At 67.8% G+C, this 17,930-nt stretch carries 17 protein-coding genes; 6 read left to right on the top strand and 11 right to left on the bottom strand.

Annotated elements, in window-relative coordinates; translation table 11 throughout:
• Window positions 1-86 precede the first annotated feature (86 nt).
• Window positions 87-983, bottom strand: coding sequence for an acetylglutamate kinase (gene argB, locus HNP52_RS06645; protein ID WP_184164146.1), 897 nt, complete (start codon window positions 981-983; stop codon window positions 87-89).
• 38 nt (window positions 984-1,021) lie between these two features.
• On the bottom strand, window positions 1,022-2,011 hold the full coding sequence (locus tag HNP52_RS06640; protein WP_184164143.1) for a DUF1176 domain-containing protein: 990 nt from the start codon (window positions 2,009-2,011) through the stop codon (window positions 1,022-1,024).
• A 59-nt stretch (window positions 2,012-2,070) separates the two neighbouring features.
• On the opposite strand from HNP52_RS06640, the gene HNP52_RS06635 reads away from it, so the two are divergent.
• The gene (locus HNP52_RS06635; protein ID WP_184164140.1) at window positions 2,071-2,940 is read left to right on the top strand and encodes a 3-hydroxyacyl-CoA dehydrogenase NAD-binding domain-containing protein; all 870 of its coding nucleotides are present in this window, start codon (window positions 2,071-2,073) and stop codon (window positions 2,938-2,940) included.
• Here HNP52_RS06635 and HNP52_RS06630 read toward each other — a convergent pair.
• Together HNP52_RS06630 and HNP52_RS06625 are read right to left on the bottom strand one after the other, a co-directional pair.
• A complete protein-coding gene (locus tag HNP52_RS06630; protein ID WP_184164137.1) occupies window positions 2,937-3,530 on the bottom strand; it encodes a PilZ domain-containing protein in 594 nt (197 codons plus the stop codon). The genes HNP52_RS06635 and HNP52_RS06630 overlap by 4 nt on opposite strands.
• 512 nt (window positions 3,531-4,042) lie before the next feature.
• Window positions 4,043-5,338, bottom strand: coding sequence for a NupC/NupG family nucleoside CNT transporter (locus HNP52_RS06625; RefSeq protein WP_184164135.1), 1,296 nt, complete (start codon window positions 5,336-5,338; stop codon window positions 4,043-4,045).
• A 475-nt stretch (window positions 5,339-5,813) separates the two neighbouring features.
• Here HNP52_RS06625 and HNP52_RS06620 point away from each other — a divergent pair, with 475 nt between their 5' ends.
• Window positions 5,814-6,491 carry a queuosine precursor transporter gene (locus tag HNP52_RS06620; RefSeq protein ID WP_184164132.1) on the top strand — a complete coding sequence of 226 codons (678 nt, stop codon included), beginning with the start codon at window positions 5,814-5,816 and terminating at the stop codon, window positions 6,489-6,491.
• Window positions 6,492-6,570: 79 nt separating this feature from the next.
• Here the strand turns inward: HNP52_RS06620 and egtD are convergent, their stop codons facing one another.
• The 7 genes from egtD to gluQRS form a co-directional block, all read right to left on the bottom strand.
• Window positions 6,571-7,548 (bottom strand): L-histidine N(alpha)-methyltransferase, encoded by a 978-nt coding sequence (egtD, locus tag HNP52_RS06615; RefSeq protein WP_184164129.1) that lies wholly within the window; start codon window positions 7,546-7,548, stop codon window positions 6,571-6,573.
• On the bottom strand, window positions 7,548-8,810 hold the full coding sequence (gene egtB, locus HNP52_RS06610; protein WP_184164126.1) for an ergothioneine biosynthesis protein EgtB: 1,263 nt from the start codon (window positions 8,808-8,810) through the stop codon (window positions 7,548-7,550). Before egtB ends, egtD begins: the two co-directional genes overlap by 1 nt.
• A 197-nt stretch (window positions 8,811-9,007) precedes the next feature.
• Complete coding sequence (locus tag HNP52_RS06605; RefSeq protein WP_184164123.1) at window positions 9,008-9,553, bottom strand: cob(I)yrinic acid a,c-diamide adenosyltransferase; 546 nt, start codon at window positions 9,551-9,553, stop codon at window positions 9,008-9,010.
• A 43-nt stretch (window positions 9,554-9,596) separates the two neighbouring features.
• A complete protein-coding gene (locus tag HNP52_RS06600; protein ID WP_184164121.1) occupies window positions 9,597-10,466 on the bottom strand; it encodes a class I SAM-dependent methyltransferase in 870 nt (289 codons plus the stop codon).
• Between the two features lie 46 nt (window positions 10,467-10,512).
• Window positions 10,513-11,148: a LysE family translocator gene (locus HNP52_RS06595; protein ID WP_184164118.1), complete on the bottom strand. Its 636-nt coding sequence runs from the start codon at window positions 11,146-11,148 to the stop codon at window positions 10,513-10,515.
• Window positions 11,149-11,195: 47 nt separating this feature from the next.
• Window positions 11,196-11,429 (bottom strand): twin transmembrane helix small protein, encoded by a 234-nt coding sequence (locus HNP52_RS06590; protein WP_184000342.1) that lies wholly within the window; start codon window positions 11,427-11,429, stop codon window positions 11,196-11,198.
• A 9-nt stretch (window positions 11,430-11,438) separates the two neighbouring features.
• Window positions 11,439-12,287, bottom strand: coding sequence for a tRNA glutamyl-Q(34) synthetase GluQRS (gene gluQRS / locus HNP52_RS06585; protein WP_184164115.1), 849 nt, complete (start codon window positions 12,285-12,287; stop codon window positions 11,439-11,441).
• Between the two features lie 98 nt (window positions 12,288-12,385).
• Between gluQRS and HNP52_RS06580 the strand changes: the two genes are divergently transcribed.
• The 4 genes from HNP52_RS06580 to HNP52_RS06565 all read left to right on the top strand — a co-directional run bounded on the left by HNP52_RS06580 (window position 12,386) and on the right by HNP52_RS06565 (window position 17,910).
• Window positions 12,386-12,952 carry an HNH endonuclease gene (locus HNP52_RS06580; RefSeq protein ID WP_184164112.1) on the top strand — a complete coding sequence of 189 codons (567 nt, stop codon included), beginning with the start codon at window positions 12,386-12,388 and terminating at the stop codon, window positions 12,950-12,952.
• Between the two features lie 45 nt (window positions 12,953-12,997).
• On the top strand, window positions 12,998-14,584 hold the full coding sequence (locus HNP52_RS06575) for a serine hydrolase (RefSeq protein WP_184164109.1): 1,587 nt from the start codon (window positions 12,998-13,000) through the stop codon (window positions 14,582-14,584).
• A 279-nt stretch (window positions 14,585-14,863) separates the two neighbouring features.
• Entirely contained in the window at window positions 14,864-16,990 is a 2,127-nt protein-coding gene (locus HNP52_RS06570) for a transglycosylase domain-containing protein (protein WP_184165127.1), read from the top strand.
• Between the two features lie 221 nt (window positions 16,991-17,211).
• On the top strand, window positions 17,212-17,910 hold the full coding sequence (locus HNP52_RS06565) for a hypothetical protein (protein ID WP_184164107.1): 699 nt from the start codon (window positions 17,212-17,214) through the stop codon (window positions 17,908-17,910).
• The last annotated feature ends 20 nt before the right edge of the window (window positions 17,911-17,930 follow it).

Raw genomic sequence — 17,930 nt, 5'->3', positions numbered from 1 at the left:
TGAGAAAGGACAAGGCGATCTCCGAGAATGGTTGGGCGGGAACTTAGGCAAGGCCGCGCCCCGCAACAACCCCGGCGCTTGCCGGATCAGGCGTGGACCAGCGTTCCCGCGCCCTGGCGGGTGAAGATCTCGAGCAGCATCGCGTGCGGAATGCGCCCGTCCAGGATCACCGCCGCGTCGACGCCCGACCTCACCGCGTTGACGCAGGTTTCGACCTTCGGGATCATCCCGCCCTTGATCGTGCCATCGGCCTTGAGCGCATCGACGCGTGCCGGATCGAGATCGGTCAGCAGTTCGCCCTGCTTGTCGAGCACGCCGGCGACATCGGTCAGCAGGAAGAAGCGCGACGCACCGCAGGCGCTGGCGATCGCGCCGGCCATCGTGTCGGCATTGATGTTGTAGGTGTGACCGTCCGCGCCCAGCGCGATCGGCGCGACCACCGGGATGAAGCCCTGCGCCGCCAGCGAATGCAGGATCGCCGGATTGACGCCGGTCGGCTCGCCGACAAAACCCAGGTCGACATGGCGCTCGATGCCCTGGAGCGGATCGGCCTCGCGGCCGGTGACCTTCTCGGCAGTGACCAGGCCGGCATCCTTGCCCGAGATGCCGACGGCGCGGCCGCCCGCGGCGCCGATCCAGCTGACGATTTCCTTGTTGATCGAGCCGGCAAGGACCATCTCCGCGATGCGCGCGGTCTCGGCATCGGTGACGCGCAGGCCGCCGACAAAGTTCGATTCGACACCGAGGCGCTTGAGCATGGCGCCGATCTGCGGGCCGCCGCCATGGACGACGATCGGGTTGATACCCACCGCCTTGAGCAACACCACGTCCTCGGCAAAGTCGCGCTGCAGCTCCGGATCACCCATCGCGTGGCCGCCATATTTCACGACGAAAGTCGCGCCGGCATAGCGCTGCAGATAGGGCAGCGCCTCGGTGAGCGTTTCGGCCTTGGCAAGCAGTGCGGGGTCGGGGGCGTTGGTCATCCCGGCCCCATAGGGCCAGTGGGACGCGCCCGCAACTTTCAGCGGAAGACCGCCGTCGCACGGTAGGTGATCAGCCAATTGGTCGAGCCGCGGCACTCGCCCATCGAGCGTGCCTCGATCAGCCGGAAGCGCCGTCCATCCCACACATAGACTTCGGCATTGCCGCAATCCCCGACGCCGCGCCCCTTGTTGTAGCTGGAGAGGCGGCCGTTGCCGAAGCCGGCATTGACCAGCATGCCGTCGCTGCCGTCGAACACGGCGCGCACCGCCTTGCCGCTCGCGACGATGAAGGCAATGCTGCTGAAATTATAGGCCCCCGCGCCGCAGGGCAGCAGCGCCAGCGTCTTGCCGCCGCCCAGCGCGAAGGTCTCGACCTCGGGCACGCTGTCAGCGCCGTCATAGAGCCCGCCGCACTCGCTCTGCTTTTCCATGCCTGCGCGCATCGCCTTGGTCACGACGGCCGGCGTGCCCGCAGGGCGAATCCCCACGACCCGCTCGGCCACCGGGGCAGCAGGCACGATGCCGGCCGGCTTGGCGCCCCTGGCCACCACTGCGGTCACGGTGCCGGCTCGGCCCTGATTGGCATCGATATGCCGCAGGGAGGCAGCGGAGCCGGCAAGCGAGATGCGCGCGGCAACCTTGCCGTCTGCGCCCATCACCACCAGTGCCTTGCCATTGGGCATGGCGGCGGCGATCCGGGCCGCGTCGGCGCCGGTGAAGGTCACGCTCTCATCCTTGGCGAGCGCAGTGGCGAGCGCGGCATCGTCGATCTTGAGCGTGACCTTGCCGCCCAGCTTGCCGGAGGCCCAGACCTCGACAGTGAAACCGCCGGCCGGGCCGGCAGCGCGAGTGACCGACATGCTCGCGTCCCAGGCCGAATCGTCCTCGGGCACCGGCTGGTCGCCCGGCTGGAGCGAAGTCATCTCGCAGCCATGCAGATTGTCGCAGGCCACCACCCAGTCGCCATAGAGCTTTTCGGGATCGTCTTGCGGGGCCGGGGCGGCAAGAAGGAGAGCGAGCAGCAGCATGCGCCAAGCCTAGCCGATTCGACTCCGAATCGATAGGAGCGGCCCAAAGGAGAGACGGCATGAAGACGGTTGGCGTTATCGGTGCAGGGCAGATGGGCGCGGGCATCGCGCAGGTTTCGGCCCAGGCGGGCTATGCCGTGCTGCTCTCGGACGTCGATCAGGCGCGCGCCGAAGCGGGCAAGGCCGGAATCGCCAAGCAGCTTGCCCGCGCGGTCGAGAAGGAAAAGATCAGCGCCGCCGATGCCGAGGCGGCGCTGGCGAACATAACCTGTGTCGGTGGCACCGATGCCTTCGCCCCCTGCGACCTGGTGATCGAGGCGGCGACCGAGCGGGAAGCGATCAAGCGCCAGATCTTCGAGGCGGTGGGCAAGGTGCTCGGCGCCGACGCGATCCTGGCGAGCAACACCTCGTCGATCCCGATCACCCGCCTCGCCCAGGCATCGCCCGATCCGGCGCGCTTCATGGGCGTGCACTTCTTCAATCCGGTGCCGGTGATGGGCCTGATCGAGCTGATCCGCGGCCTCGCCACCTCGGACGCCACCGTCGCCGCAGTCGAGAAGTTCGGCCAGTCGCTCGGCAAGCGCATCGTCCATGCGAACGACGCGCCGGGCTTCATCGTCAATCGCGTGCTGATGCCGATGCTCAACGAGGCGTGCTTCGCGCTGGGCGAAGGCGTGGCCACGATCCCCGATATCGACGCCGCTTGCCAGCTCGGCCTCAACCATCCGATGGGGCCGTTCACCCTGGCCGACTTCATCGGCCTCGACACCTGCCTCGAGATCACCCGCGTGCTGTTCGAGGGCACCGGCGATCCCAAGTTCCGCCCGGCGCCGCTGCTGGTGAAGTACGTCGAAGCCGGCTGGTATGGCCGCAAGACCAGGCGCGGCTTCTATGACTATTCGGGCGCGGAGCCGGTGCCGACGCGCTAGGCGCCGCCGGCTTCCGCCAGCTCGGCCTGGCGGTCGAGTGCCCATTTGGCGAGCGTGTCGAACGGGATCGCCGCAAGGAAGGCGATCCCCGCGCGACCGTCATGCGCCCAGCGCACGATGCCGCGGCGGCCCTCAAGCCCATGCACGCCGACGACGACTTCGTCGCCCTCGCGCAGGAAATCGGCTTCCACCTTCACTCCGCCCTGCGACACGTCGATCAGGGTGACGCTCACCCGCATGCCCTCGGCCACCAGGCTCACCGGGCACGCGATGTGCAGCCGCGGCATGCGCTGGACGAGGCCTGACTCGCCGTGCACCGGCGCATGCAGCACCTCGAGCACGTCGATCTTCTCGTCGAACTGCACGCCGACCATGCCGTCAGCCGACCAGGCGACGCGGCCCGCGATATGGTTTCCCGACCGGATTTCCACCGTCACCGGCTCGTCGGGCGGCAGGCTGGTGTGGAGCTTGCCCATCAGCCCACCCGGCGAGATGTTGCGGATCAGGCACAGCGCCTCATAGCCATCCCATCGCAGCATCGCCGATCGATAGACCGAGATTTTCGAACGGTCGTCGGTTCTGCGGTCCATGGTCGGCACTTCGGGCTGGAAGGAGATTTCGGTGCGGATGTCGGCCTCCGACGGCGTGATTGTTGTGACCCGCGGAGAATATGCTTCCGTCAGATGTCTGGAACGTTTCGTGGTCGCAACGAGGCGTGGTAAATGCCGCGGGGCATGCGGACCGGCGGCGGTGGCGGGTTCAAAGGCCAGTGCCAGGCAGTCCCGAACCCGCGCCAGCGCCTCCTCGCCGGGTGTGGGCGGCGGTCGCCGCAGGATGCGGAGCGGACGGGCATCCGGACCGGTGGCAATGAAATTGGTCACGCTTTACTCCAGATACTGAGGTGCTGGAGAGCGCACATCCGACGCCAGGCCGCGGAGCATCCACGGCGCGTACGTTCGATGGCGCGCGACCCGCTCTCCATCCGATGTCGGTTGTTCTTGGCAGGTACAGCGCGCCCCCGGCGCAGCGTTGTGCCTGCGAATATACGTAATTTTACGAGGTGCCGGTATCCAAAAGGTTAACGCCGGCACCCCGCAAGGGATCAGGGCAGCAGCAGGCCCGCCAGCGCCGCGCTCATCAGATTGGCGAGGCTGCCCGCGAGCAGCGCGCGGATGCCGAGCTTGGCGATCATCGGCCGCTGGTTGGGCGCCAGGCTGCCGGTGGCGGCCATCTGGATCGCGATCGAGCTGAAATTGGCGAAGCCGCACAGTGCGAAGGTGATGATCGCGCGGGTGCGCGGCGCCAGATCGGTCATCCCACCCAGGTCGATAAAAGCGACGAACTCGTTGAGCACCACCTTGGTGCCGAACAGGCCACCCGCCGCGGTCGCCTCGTGCCAGGAGATGCCGAGCAGGTACATGACCGGAGCGAAGATCGTGCCGATGATCTTCTGGAAGCTGAGATTCTGGAGGAAGCCCGCCCAGGCGGCATGGCCGGTCAGGTCGTAGATCCAGTTGCCGGCGCCGGCGAGCAGGCCATTGGCCAGCGCGACCAGCGCGACAAAGGCCAGCACCATCGCACCGACCGCGACGGCGATCTTCACGCCGGTCGAGGCACCCGAGGCGGCGGCCATGATGATGTTGGCGGCGCGCTCTTCCTCGATGTCATGCTCGGCGACCTTGATCGCCGCGTCCTCGGCATCGTCGCCGAGCGGAAGCTCGCCCGCCTTCACCGGCTCGTCGGGCATGATGATCTTGGCCATCAGCAGGCCGCCCGGGGCCGCCATGAACGACGCGGCGAGCAGATAGGGCAGCGAGGCCGGCCCAAGCAGGCTGGCATAGGCGGCCAGGATCGTGCCGGCGACGCCCGCCATGCCGACGCTCATCACCGCGAACAGCTGCGACGGGGTGAGCCGCGCCAGATAGGGGCGGATCACCAGCGGCGATTCGCTCTGGCCGACGAAGATGTTCGCGGCGGCGCACAGGGACTCGACCTTGGTGGTACCGACCACCTTCTCGATCGCGCCGCCGATCCAGCGGACGACGAACTGCATCACGCCCAGATGGTAGAGGATCGACACCAGAGCCGCGAAGAAGATGATCACCGGCAGTGCGGCGATCGCGAAGCTCTGGCCGCCCAGCTCGGGCTTGGCGAGCGGGCCGAACAGGAAGCTGGTGCCGGCGCCGGCATAGCCGAGCAGCGCCGAGACGCCGTTCGACAGGCCGTGCAGCGCCGCCTGGCCCCAGCTGGTCCGCAGCACCAGCGCCGCGATGCCCGCCTGGAGGACGAAGGCCGCGCCGACCACGCGCAGATTGATCGCGCGCTTGTTCGACGAGAACAGGAAAGCGATCCCGAGGATCGCGACCACGCCGAAGATGCCGATCGGAAACTGATTCAACTGCTTATTCCCCCAGGCGAACGCCCAAGCCTCCAACCATACACGCTCGTGGCGGCATGGCCAGAGCCCAGCCGCTCCATTCCCCGCAGAAGCGGACACATCCATACGCCGAAATTGGCACAGGTTGCGGGGGGAGGCCCCCGCGGGGCCGCGCCAAACGATATGGAAACCGACGGAAAGCGGCCAGAATCCCGCGGAGTCGATGGTTGCATCCAGACGCCAGCGCGCGCGGAAGTTGGCGGACCATGACCTCAGCCCATAGCCAGGGCATTGATTCGGCGCCGGAACTTCGCAGCGAATGTCGGCGTATCGACGGTTCAAAGAGCGGCGCGGCCCCGAAGGGCCGCAACCCGGGAACAGTGCAGGAACATTCCCTACATTGAAAGCCCGGGGCCGATCAGCCGGGCCTTGCGCTTCCCCACCAAGGCAAGGCCCCGGGGCTTGCGGCGCGGGCATTTCTCGCTAGCGTCCGCCCATGGACACCATTCGCATCCCGCGTTCGCTCTTCTTCCTGTCGATCTTCTATGGCGGCATGGTCTGCATTGCCGGCGTGCTGGGCAACAAGCAGGTCTCGCTCGGTCCGATCTCGCAGATCGGCAACTGGGTGGGCGTCGGCCCGCTCGCGGTGGAAGCCGGCATCTTCGCCTTCCTGCTGCTCGTCTCGGTCTCGAGCGCCGTCGCCGAGCTGCACGGGCCGGATACCGCCCGTCGCCTCGTGCTGATCGGCTTCGTCCCGCTGGTCACTTCCGTACTGCTCTCGATGCTGGTGCTGGCACTCCCCGCCTCGCCGAGCATGGAGCCCGACCGGCTGCACGCCTTCGAGATGATGATGAGCGGCACTCCGCGCATCTGGCTGGGCGGCATCATCGCCTATGGCATCTCGCAGATCCTCAACGTCACCATCTTCTCCGCGCTCAAGAGCGGCGGCGGCAAGCTGCTCTGGCTGCGCGCCGCGATCGCATCGGTGCTGAGCCAGATCGCCGACACGCTGATCTTCATCACCGTCGCCTTCTACGGCGTGTTCCCGATCGGCGAGCTGCTGGTCGGCCAGATGCTGAGCAAGGTGGTGCTGAGCATCGTGCTGGTGCCGGCGGCGATCTACCTGTTCGTCGCGTTCGGCCGCAGCCTGGACCGGCGCCGGGCGCTGAATTGAAGACTTAGGCACTCAGCCATTTCCGCTCCCCGGCTCTCGCCGGGGAACACGGAGCCTCGCCACGCAGTGCCCGTTCCAATCACGGCGCCACCCGCAGCGGCTGGGCTTCGCAGAGGATCAGCGCGAACCAGTCATTGTCGTCCGTCCATTCCCGGATCGGGGTCCAGCCGCCGGCACGCAGCAGCATGCGGGCGCCGTTGCGGCCATATTTGTGGCTGTTCTCGGTGTGGATCGTCTCGCCCGCCGCCATCTCGAACGGCCGGCCCTCGACAGTGAACGCCATGTCGCGCACCGCTTCGAGATGCATCTCGATCCGCGCGGCATCGTCGTTCCACAGCGCGACGTGCCGGAAGGCCTCGACCGGGATCGTCCCGTCCAGCTCGCGGTTGATCCGCTCAAGCAGGTTCAGGTTGAACGCCGCGGTGATGCCCTGGGCATCGTCATAGGCGGGCACCAGCACATCGGGCGACTTGACCCGGTCCATCCCGATCAGCAGCCGCGCGCCGTCGCCCAGCCATTCGCGCATCGCCCGCAGCAGGTTGACCGCGTGCCAGGCCTGCATGTTGCCGATCGTCGAGCCGGGGAAGAAGCCGAGCTTGGGCATGCCCGTCACCTGCTCGGGCAGCGGCACGGGGCGGAGGAAATTGGCCTCGACCGGATAGACCGGCAGGCCCGGAAAGGCCTGGCCCAGCTCGGCGGCGGACTGGCGGAGGAAATCGCCCGAAATGTCGATCGGCACATAGGCGGCGGGATCGATCGCCCGCAGCAGCAACGGCGTCTTCACCGAGGAGCCCGAGCCGAACTCGACCACCGCCGCGCCGCGCGCCGCCAATGCGCCGAGCTCGGGGCCGGTCTGGCGGAGCAGCTCGGTCTCGGTACGGGTGGGATAATATTCGGGAAGCCGGGTGATCTCCTCGAACAGTTCGGAGCCCCGGCGATCATAGAACCAGCGCGCCGGGATCGCCCGCGGCCGCGCTTCCAGGCCGCTCAGCACATCGGCGCGGAAATGCGGATCGGCCAGGCTGGCCTGGCCGTCTTCGAGTTCCTGCTTGAGCATCACAGATCCTTTGCGAGGCGCACGCCGGTGAACTGCCAGCGCTGATGGGGGTAGAAGAAGTTGCGGTAGCTGGCGCGCGAATGGCCGCGCGGGGTGGCGCAGGAGGAACCGCGCAGCACGAACTGCCCGCTCATGAACTTGCCATTATACTCGCCGACCGCGCCCTCGACCGGACGGAAGCCGGGATAGGGGCGGAAGGCGCTGCCGGTCCATTCCCAGACATCGCCGAAGAAAGCCGGACCGCCGGTGGACGGGCGCGGCTCAACCGGGCCGGCGGCATCGAGCTGGTTACCGCTCGCGGGATCGAAGGCGGATGCCGCCGCTTCCCATTCGAACTCGCTCGGCAGGCGCGCGCCGGCCCAGCTGGCATAGGCATCGGCCTCGAAGAAGCTGACATGGGTGACCGGCGCGGCGGGATCGACCGGGCGGCGGCCGTCGAGCCCGAAGCGCGTCCAGACATCGCCGTCGCGCCGCCAGTAGAGCGGGGCTTCGATGCCTTCCGACTTCACCCAGGCCCAGCCGTCCGACAGCCAGTGGCGCGGGTCGCGATAGCCGCCATCGGCGATGAACGCCGCCCATTCGCCATTGGTGACGGTGCGGTCCGCAATCGCATGCGGGGTGAGCAGCGCCTGGTGCCGCGGCCCCTCGCAATCGAACGAAAATGTTGAATCGCTTGGTACACCCACCTGCACGAGGCCGGCCCGTCCCTCGATCCAGCCGACCGGGCCCGGCATCGCCACCGGCACCTTGGGCGCGCCCTGCCAGACGGCGGGCTCGAGCGGGTTGACCGAGAAATGGTGGAGGATGTCGGTCAGCAGCAGCTCCTGGTGCTGCTCTTCGTGATTGCAGCCGAGCAGGACCAGCGCCTGCGCCGCCGGCGGCAGATCGGGGAGCACATCGGCCAGCGCGGCATCGACATATGCGCGGTACGCGAGCACCTCGTCGAGGCTGGGGCGCGAGAGCATGCCGCGACGCGGGCGGGCGTGGCGCTGGCCCTCGGCTTCGTAATAGCTGTTGAACAGGAACGGCCAGCGATCGTCGTGCAGCGCATAGCCCGGCACATGATCGCGCAATACGAAGGTCTCGAAGAACCAGGTCGTGTGTGCGAGGTGCCATTTGGCCGGCGAGGCATCGTCCATCGACTGGATCGTGGCATCGGCATCGGAGAGCGGCCGGACCAGCGCTTCGCTGAGCGCCCGGGTGCGGAGGAACTTCGCGCCAAGCGCGCTGGAAGCCGGAGCGGATCCCGTTTCCGTTCGCATTATGTTCTCCTAGCGGCGCGCGCAATCGCCGTCAACCGGCGAGATATAGGTGTCCGGATTGCCCCCGGTAGTCGAGTCAACGAAGCGGCCCGTACTTTTGTTCACGCACAAGGGGATAGCGGACGGACGCGCCGCGCGAAGCCATGCCAAGGTATCGCTTGTTGATGGATCCGGGTGATCCGCCCGGCCGGAAATGCTCAGCGCGACGCGCCGGGTACCCAGAGCACGTCGCCCGCCTCGCTCTGGTTGACCGCGCGGGCGGCGACGAACAGCAGGTCGGACAGGCGGTTGAGATAGGCGAGCGGCTGCACCCCGGCGCCGGCGGCGACGGCGGTGCGCTCGGCCCGGCGGGTGACGGCGCGGGCGAGATGCAGCTCGGGCGCGCCGGGGGCGCCGGCCGGAAGGACGAAGCTGGTCAGCGGCTCGAGCGCCGAGTTGATATGGTCGATCCGCTCCTCGAGCCAGGTGACCTGGCCGGGCGTGATGCGCAGCGCGCCTTCGATACCCTCGGGCGTGGCGAGATCGGCGCCCATGTCGAACAGGTCGTTCTGGATGTGCGCGAGCATGCCGCCGAACGCATGATGGCCGAGCGTCGCGCGGGCGACGCCGATCGTGCAGTTCGCCTCGTCGACATCGCCGATCGCGGCCATGATCAGGCTGGCCTTGGAGACGCGCGAGCCGTCGACCAGCCCGGTGGTGCCGTCATCGCCGGTGCGCGTGTAGATCTTGTTGAGCTTGACCATCGCCCGGGACTCTACGCCCCGGGCGATGACGGGGGAAGCCGGATCAGGCGGCCCGGGCGATATCCGCGCGGCGCGGCGGCAGGAAATGCTCCATCCCCAGCGCGGGATGGGGATAGAGGAACTGGTTGGCCGCCATCGGCAGCACCACCCCCTCGGCTACGCCGGGCATGAAGTAATTGCCCTGGAAGCGGTTGGGCCGGGTCATCTCGGTATCGCCGTGATAGGCGGCACCGATCGAGGCATAGTTCAGCTCGGTGCCGAACACCGCGTAGAGCGCCAGATCGACGAAGTTCATCTCCTCGAGCGTGCCGCGCAGATGCGTGTCCTGCGCGATCAGCGCGACCAGATCCTCCCTGGCGAAGGACAAGGCGGAGAAGTCCTTCACCACCTGGTTGAAATCATGCGCGCCGTCGTGATGGACGATGTTTCGGTGGCCGCGCTCCTCGAGCATGACATGGCGGACATAGCTGGGCACGTCGCCATGGAAGAGGCGGATACGGCGCGCTGCTTCCGGGAACATGCGGCGGACGCGCTCATAGGTGAAGAGCAGGAATTCGGAGCGGAAATCGACCAGGTCGAGATCGAAGTCGAACGCATCGATGCAGCCGGCGAGATAGGCGGTGGAGCCGCCCATATAGACGCCGACTTCGACCAGCCGATCGAACTGGCCGTTGAAGTCGCGCAGGGTGCGGACGATGTCGTAATAATATTGGGGCGAGCACTGGTCCTCATAGGCGAGGCTGAGCAGGCGGACCCGTTCGGCGATCGAATCGAAGATGCGGTTCTGGCCGAGCAGCTCCGATATCTGGTGGCGCGTCTGATAGCCCGAGAGGATCGGCACGCCGAGCTTGGCGGCAGGATCCGGAACGTCGTGAAGCGTGGTGTCAGGTGCGATGAAAGTTCCGAAGGTCATGGGGCATCCTCCTGTTTACCCCCAACTTATAGGAATCGCCGCGGACTCAGTTGTGCCGGAAACGTAACAGCAACACACCAAAGCCGATGAAGATCGAGCCGGTAAGTCTATTGAACCATTTCTTGAGCGAGGGCCGCTCGAGATGGCGGGCAAGGCCGCGGCCGCCCAGCGCATAGACCAGGTACCAGAAGCACTCGACCACCGCGAAGGTGAGCACCAGGATCGCGAACTGCGGCGGCTTGGGCGCGGCGGCGCTGACGAACTGGGGGAAGAAGGCGGCGGCGAACAGCAGTGCCTTGGGATTGGAGATGCTGATCGCAAAGCCGCCGCGGAACAGCTGGGCGGGGGTCAGCCGCTTGTCGGCCAGCGCGGCATCGTCGCCGACATCGAGCGGCGTCGGGTCGGCACGCCAGGCCTTGATGCCGAGCCAGACCAGATAGGCGGTGCCGAGCCAGCGCAGCACTTCGAACGCGCCGGGAATGGCAAGCAGCAGCGCGGTGAGGCCGGCGGCGGAGGCGGCAAGGATCGTCACCAGCCCGGCAAGGCAGCCGGCCATCGCCGCGACGGTGCGGCGCAGGCCGAACTCTACGCTGCGCTGGAGGATGTGGAGCATGTTCGGCCCCGGCGTTCCCGACAGCAGGAACACGGCCATGACGAACAGCCACCAGGTCTGGAGAGTCATTGCGGCAACCTTGGAGGCTTGAAGAAGGGCCGAGCGGGCCCGGCGCGTCAGCCCTTGGCCGACATCATGATCAGGATCAGCGCGATCACCGCGATCGCGATCGCCTGGAACAGGATGCGTTGCTGCATCAGCTTCTGCGACTTGAGCGCGCGCGGGCTCGGGCCGTCGCCGGTGCCCTCCAGGTCCTGGCTGGTCGTCTGCGCCATGTTCACCAGCCCCTTGATGAGGATGAACAGGGTGGCGAACATCGCCGCGAGCAGCAGGAAGGCCAGGAAGATCATGGACCGACCCTACGCCTGTGCCGCGGCGATGCCAACTGGCAGTTGTCCGTTGCGCAATCGCTCGGCCAGCGCGCGGCCATCCTCGCCGGCCAGCCGCATCGCCTCGAGGCTGGGGGCGCCGTGGCGCTTGGCGAGGCGGGTGCCGTCGGGGCCGAGGAGCAGCGGGTGGTGGCGATACTCCGGCGTCGGCAGGCCGAGCAGCGCCTGGAGCAGGCGGTGGACATGGGTGGCGGCGAACAGGTCCACCCCGCGCACGACATGGGTGACGCCCTGTGCGGCGTCGTCGACCGTGACCGCGAGGTGATAGCTGGCCGGCGCATCCTTGCGGGCGAGGACGACGTCGCCCGCCGAAGCGGGGTCGGCGCGGACCTGGCCGGCAAAGGCGTCGTGCCACAGGAGTTCGGGATCGCCGAGCGACGCCAGCGCCTTCGCCACATCCAGCCGCCAGCAATGGGGCTTGCTGAGGTCCGGCGCATCGAGCCCGCGGCAGGTGCCCGGATAGAGCGGGCCTTCCGGCCCGTGCGGCGCGGTCAGGCTGGCGGCGATGTCGGCGCGGGTGCAGAAACAGGGGTAGAGCAGCCCGCGGGCGCGCAGATCGTCGAGAGCGGCTTCGTAAAGGGCAAGCCGCCGAGACTGGAAGGTCACTTCCCCGTCCCAGCCTAGCCCCAGCCACTCCAGATCGCGCAGGATCGCCTCGACATGTTCGGGGCGCGAGCGGGTGCCGTCGATGTCCTCGATACGCAGGGTAAACGCCCCGCCGTTCGCCCGCGCGAAGTCGTGCGCCTGGAGCGCCGACCAGGCATGGCCGAGGTGGAGGCGCCCCGTCGGGCTCGGTGCGAATCTGGTGTGGACAACCATCAGAACGGCCCTTGACCACGAGTCGCGGCATATGCTGTCATCACCGCGTCACGCTTCTCGGCGAGATGCGTGCCACCACGAACTGGGCGAGGGAGCGCATGTATCATCCCGATCTGATCCGCCATCCGGACAGCTGCCCTGCCCTTGTGCTCAACGCCGATTATACGCCCCTGAGCTATTATCCGCTGAGCATCTGGCCCTGGCAGACGGCGGTCAAGGCGCTGTTCCTCGACCGGGTGGACGTAGTTTCCTACTACGAACGCGAGGTGCGAAGTCCCAGCGCGAGGCTGAAGCTTCCTTCGGTCATCGCGCTCAAGCAATATGTCAGACCTTCGCAATTCCCCGCCTTTACCCGGTTCAACCTGTTCCTTCGCGACAAGTTCGCCTGCCAATATTGCGGCAGCCACCGCGACCTCACCTTCGACCATGTCATTCCCCGCGCCCAGGGCGGGCGCACCACCTGGGAAAATGTCGCCACCGCCTGCGCGCCCTGCAACCTGAAAAAGGGCGGGCGCACTCCCCAGCAGGCCGCGATGCCCCTCTACCTCCAGCCGATACGGCCGACCAGCTGGCAGCTCCAGGAGCATGGCCGGCGCTACCCCCCCAATTATCTCCACGATACCTGGCGCGACTGGCTCTACTGGGATGTGGAGCTGCTGGCCTGATCTGCTAGCATTGCCCGATAACGACCTGTTTCGGGGGATGTAGGCATGAGCGGTTTCACCATCGACCGGCGCACCGCGCTGGCGCTTTCGCTGGGCGGCGCGGCGACGGTCGCGTTTCCGCGCCTCGCGCTGGCGGCGGCGCTCGACGAAGCGGCGATCGATGCGATCGTCGCGCCTTTCCTCACCGCGTTCGAGACGCCCGGCGTCGCCGTCGCGATCGTCCGCCCCGGCATGCCCGCCTTCACCAAGGGCTACGGCGTGCGCACCCTCGGCAAGCCCGGCGCGGTCGATGCGCATACCCGCTTCGGCATCGCCTCGCATTCCAAGGCGTTCACCGCCGCCGCGCTCGCCTTGCTCGTCGACGAGGGCAAGCTCGGCTGGGAAGACCCGGTCATCAAGCACCTGCCCGACTTCCGCATGTCCGACCCCGGCGTCACCCAGATGATGACGGTGCGCGACCTGCTGGTCCACCGCTCGGGGCTCCCCTTGGGCGCGGGCGACCTGATGTTCTTCCCGGCGGGCACGCATGTCGCCGCCGACGTGCTGAAGGCGCTGCCGTACCTGAAGCCCGCGCGCGGCTTCCGCGCCGGCTATGATTACGACAACATCCTCTACATCGTCGCCGGCCTGCTGATCGAACGTGTCTCGGGCACGCCCTGGGACAAGTTCGTCGAGACGCGGATCTTCGCGCCGCTCGGCATGGCGGACGCGGTCGGCTCGCGCCTTTCGCTCAAGACCGACAATGTCGCCGGCCGCCATGCGCGCCTGGGCCCGCCGGTGCGCGGGATCGGCAAGCAGGAAGTGGTGCAGCCCGACGAAGGCGAGATGGTCGACGCCGCCGGCGGCATCAACGCCAGCGTGAGCGACATGGCCAAGTGGCTGCAGGTCCAGCTCGCCCAGGGCAAGCTGCCCGACGGCAAGCAGCTCTGGTCGACCGCCCAGGCCAAGGAGATGTGGAAGCCGCAGACGATCACGTCGGCGAGTGACGGCCCGACCGACACCAATCCGGCGCGCCCGGTGCTTGCTGCCTATGCACTCGGCTGGTTCGTCCAGGATTATCGCGGCATGCGGCTGGTACAGCATAGCGGCGGTCTTTCCGGCCAGGTCACGTACAGCGGCATGCTCCCGTCGCGCGGCATCGGCGTGTCGGTGCTGAGCAATGTCGAGGAGAGCGTCTCCGCCGCGATCCGCAACGCGATTCTCGACCGGCTGATCGACGCGCCGGCGTTCGACTGGGTGGCGAGCTACCGCACGCGCAGCAAGGCCGCGCAGGACGAAGCGCTGGCCAGCGTCGAGGGCGGCATCGACAAGGCGCCGGCAGGCGCGCCCTCGCTGCCGCTGGCCGCCTATGCCGGGCGCTACCGCGATCCCTGGTATGGCGACGTGGTCGTCAGCCAGAAGGGCGGCAAGCTGTGGATCGACTTCACGCCGACCCCGGTGTTCAAGAGCGTGCTCGAGCCCTGGGGCCCCGACACCTTCCGCACCCGCTTCGCCAAGGATGCCGGCGAGGACGCGATCGTCCGCTTCCAGGTCAAGGACGGCAGGATCACCGGCATCACCATGGAGGCGCTCTCGCCGCTCGCCGATTTCAGCTATGACTATCAGCACCTGGCGTTCGTGCCGGTCTCGTAATCAACTGTATTATTGTAGTAATACAGATGCTGCGCTAGAAGGGCGCCATGCACGCGGCGGATTCGATGAGTAATGGCTGACGGCAACGATCCCCGGAACGTGCGCTTCCCGCTGCGCCGGGGCAGCGACGATGCCGAGCCGACGCCCGCACCGGCGCCGAAACCCGAGCCGCGCGCCTGGCGCCCGCCCTCGATCGACAAGATCGGCGCGGGCATCGGCGAAGCGATCAAGCGCGTGACCCCGCAAAGGCCCGAGCCGCCGCTCGAGCTTTCGGGCGGCATGCCCGCGCCCGAGGACTATGCCCCACGCTGGCGCCGCGCCGCGACTCCGCCGCCGCCTCCCCCGCCACCGCCGATCCAGCCCGGCCTGGCCGCGCCGCTGCCGGCCGGCGGCTACACCACCAACCTGCCGGTGGTGCTCAAGAAGCGCAGCTGGCTGCGCTATGCGAGCTGGGCGATCGCCGGGCTGCTGGTGCTGTTCTTCCTCGCGGTCGGCTGGCTGGCACTGACCGCGCCGCTCTCCAAGTCGCTGCAGCCGCCGGCGCCGCCCTCGATCACCTTGCTCTCCGCCGAGGGCAAGCCGATCGCCCGGCGCGGCGCGGTGATCGCCGCCCCGGTCGATGCGACCAAGCTGCCCGATTATGTGCGCAACGCGTTCGTCGGCATCGAGGACCGGCGCTTCTACGGCCATTGGGGCGTCGATCCGCGCGGCATCATGCGCGCCTTCGTCCACAATGTGACCAGCGACGGCGGCTCGCAGGGCGGCAGCACGATCACCCAGCAGCTCGCCAAGAACGCCTTCCTCAACTCGCAGCGCACCTTCGGGCGCAAGGCGCAGGAAGTGCTGATCGCCTTCTGGCTGGAGGCCTGGCTGAGCAAGGACGAGATCCTCTCGCGCTATCTCTCCAACGTCTATTTCGGCGACAACGTCTACGGCCTGCGTGCCGCCGCCCGCCATTATTTCAGCGTCGAGCCCGAGGGCCTCAGCCTGAGCCAGGCGACGCTGCTCGCCGGCCTCGTCCAGGCGCCGAGCCGCCTCGCGCCGACCGGCAACCTCAAGGGCGCGCGCGACCGGCAGAAGCTGGTGATCGCCTCGATGGTCGATGCCGGGCTGCTGACCAAGGCGAAGGCGGACGCGATCCGCCCGGCGGTGCTCAACGTCACCAAGTCCGAGGACGACCTGCCCAACGGCACCTATTTCGCCGACTGGGTGCTGCCCCAGGCGCGTGACCGCGCCGGCGGCGTCGGCACCGAGCAGACCGTGCAGACCACGCTCGAGCTGAGCGCGCAGCAGGCCGCCGAGCGCGCGGTGCGCGGCGCCGGGCTCAACAAGTCGCAGATCGCGATCGTGGCGATGCATCCCGATGGCCGGGTGATCGCGATGGTCGGCGGCCGCAACTATCGCGAGAGCCCGTTCAACCGCGCGACCCAGGCGCGGCGCCAGCCGGGCTCGACCTTCAAGCTGTTCGTCTATCTCGCGGCCCTGCGCGGCGGGATGGAGCCCGACAGCATGGTCGATGACAGCCCCGTCCAGATCGGCGACTGGAAGCCCGAAAACTCCCACGGCGATTACGCCGGCGAGATCACGCTGCGCCGCGCCTTTGCCCGCTCGTCCAACGTCGTGGCGGCGCGGCTGACCCAGAAGTTCGGCGTGCGCGCGGTGACCCAGGCGGCGCGCGACCTCGGCATCTCCACCCCGATCGGCGACGATGCCTCGATCGCGCTCGGCACCTCCACCGTCTCGCTGCTCGAGCTGACCGCCGCCTATGCCTCGGTCGCCAACGGCTCCTATCCGGTGCGGCCACAGGGGCTGAGCGAGGATGAGGCGGCGAGCGACTGGCTGGCCCGGCGGCTGGGCGGGCCGACCCGGTTCAACGGCCGCCAGCTCGACGATTTGCGCAGCCTGCTCGGCACCGTGGTCGAGGCCGGCACCGGACGCGGCGCGGCGCTGCCGATCCCGACCTATGGCAAGACCGGCACCACCCAGGACAATCGCGACGCGCTGTTCATCGGCTATGCGGGCGGCATCGTCTGCGGCGTGTGGCTGGGCAATGACGACAATTCGCCCAATCCCGGCCTGTCGGGCAGCGGACTGCCGGCACGGGTATGGCGCGACTTCATGACCCGCGCGCTCGACCTGCGCATCCCGCCGCCCGAGCCGACGGTGGAGCCGGACGGCAATGACACGACACTCGACGATGTGCTGAACGGCGTCGGCGAATTCATCCAGGGCTCGGGCATCGAGACCCAGGTGGTGCCGCAGGGCGTCGATCCCGACGAGCAGGGCGAAGCGCCGATCGACGCGCGGCCGGCGGAGGATCGCAGGCCGCGGCGGGACCGCGCGCCGGATGCGCCAGGCCCGCAGGACCGCGCCCGGCTGGATGACCGCCGGGGCGAGGAACGCTAGGTTTCAGGTCGAGCCCCTGCATCTCCCCGGCGAAGGCCGGGGAACCGAGAGAACTGAAAGCTGATACCGCCCGGGTTTTGGGGGCCCTGCCCCTCCCCGTTCAGGTTGGCAGCAGCAAGGGCGGCGGCGGACGAACGGCAATGGATGGATATTGCGCGCACGCATAGCGCATCCGACCTGGGGAAAGCGCACCGATGATGAGAGACACCAGAGTCCGATCCTTGAAACTCGCGGCATTGTGCCTTGAAGTTTTAGCCGCATCGTCCAGCGGCGCGTCCCCGCAATCCCGGGAACGCGCGGCCACATCCGCAAGGAGCATGTCGCTCGACAAAGCGGAGATCACTGCAGTCGGTGTCGATGCTTCCCGCGTGACGTATCGAGGTTCGCGCGCGCTTCGCCTGGAGGTGGTTCGGGCCGGCCCCGCAAGCGATGCCACCTTCGCACGCCTCGATGGGGTTCGGGCCAGGGATTTCACGATCGACCTGGTGCTGGCCGGGCAACCGGTGAAAGGCGATACGGATGCCAGGGGTTTCGTTGGAATCGCCTTCCGGATTTCGGAGGATTCGAAGAAATTCGAGGCCATCTACATCCGCCCGACCAATGGCAGGGCCACCGACCAGCTGCGGCGCAATCACAGCACCCAATATATCTCCCATCCCGACTATCCTTGGCATCGGCTGCGGAAGGAACATCCGGGACAATATGAATCCTATGCCGATCTGGAATCCGGCGCATGGACCAGGCTCAAGCTCGTGGTCCGCGGCACCACCGCGCAGCTCTACGTCAATGGCGCCGGCCAGCCGAGCCTGATCGTCAACGATCTGAAGCTCCCCGCGGAGGAAGGGGGCATCGGCCTGTGGGTGGGGCCGGGGTCCGAGGGCTATTTCAAGTCGATGACCATAAGGAAGCGCCAGCCCTAGCAGGTATAGGCATTCGGCCT

Source organism: Sphingomonas kyeonggiensis, assembly GCF_014204495.1.
GTDB lineage: Bacteria > Pseudomonadota > Alphaproteobacteria > Sphingomonadales > Sphingomonadaceae > Sphingomonas > Sphingomonas kyeonggiensis_A.
The sequence above is the reverse complement of the archived record's forward strand: the minus strand, read 5'-3'. Positions and strand labels throughout refer to the sequence as shown.

What these genes read in the sequence shown, in the direction of transcription:
- argB (WP_184164146.1), bottom strand. Translation starts at nt 983, where the DNA reads ATGACCAACGCCCCCGACCCCGCACTGCTTGCCAAGGCCGAAACGCTC.
- HNP52_RS06640 (WP_184164143.1), bottom strand. Translation starts at nt 2,011, where the DNA reads ATGCTGCTGCTCGCTCTCCTTCTTGCCGCCCCGGCCCCGCAAGACGAT.
- HNP52_RS06635 (WP_184164140.1), top strand. Translation starts at nt 2,071, where the DNA reads ATGAAGACGGTTGGCGTTATCGGTGCAGGGCAGATGGGCGCGGGCATC.
- HNP52_RS06630 (WP_184164137.1), bottom strand. Translation starts at nt 3,530, where the DNA reads ATGGACCGCAGAACCGACGACCGTTCGAAAATCTCGGTCTATCGATCG.
- HNP52_RS06620 (WP_184164132.1), top strand. Translation starts at nt 5,814, where the DNA reads ATGGACACCATTCGCATCCCGCGTTCGCTCTTCTTCCTGTCGATCTTC.
- egtD (WP_184164129.1), bottom strand. Translation starts at nt 7,548, where the DNA reads ATGCTCAAGCAGGAACTCGAAGACGGCCAGGCCAGCCTGGCCGATCCG.
- egtB (WP_184164126.1), bottom strand. Translation starts at nt 8,810, where the DNA reads ATGCGAACGGAAACGGGATCCGCTCCGGCTTCCAGCGCGCTTGGCGCG.
- HNP52_RS06605 (WP_184164123.1), bottom strand. Translation starts at nt 9,553, where the DNA reads ATGGTCAAGCTCAACAAGATCTACACGCGCACCGGCGATGACGGCACC.
- HNP52_RS06600 (WP_184164121.1), bottom strand. Translation starts at nt 10,466, where the DNA reads ATGACCTTCGGAACTTTCATCGCACCTGACACCACGCTTCACGACGTT.
- HNP52_RS06595 (WP_184164118.1), bottom strand. Translation starts at nt 11,148, where the DNA reads ATGACTCTCCAGACCTGGTGGCTGTTCGTCATGGCCGTGTTCCTGCTG.
- HNP52_RS06590 (WP_184000342.1), bottom strand. Translation starts at nt 11,429, where the DNA reads ATGATCTTCCTGGCCTTCCTGCTGCTCGCGGCGATGTTCGCCACCCTG.
- gluQRS (WP_184164115.1), bottom strand. Translation starts at nt 12,287, where the DNA reads ATGGTTGTCCACACCAGATTCGCACCGAGCCCGACGGGGCGCCTCCAC.
- HNP52_RS06580 (WP_184164112.1), top strand. Translation starts at nt 12,386, where the DNA reads ATGTATCATCCCGATCTGATCCGCCATCCGGACAGCTGCCCTGCCCTT.
- HNP52_RS06575 (WP_184164109.1), top strand. Translation starts at nt 12,998, where the DNA reads ATGAGCGGTTTCACCATCGACCGGCGCACCGCGCTGGCGCTTTCGCTG.
- HNP52_RS06570 (WP_184165127.1), top strand. Translation starts at nt 14,864, where the DNA reads ATGCCCGCGCCCGAGGACTATGCCCCACGCTGGCGCCGCGCCGCGACT.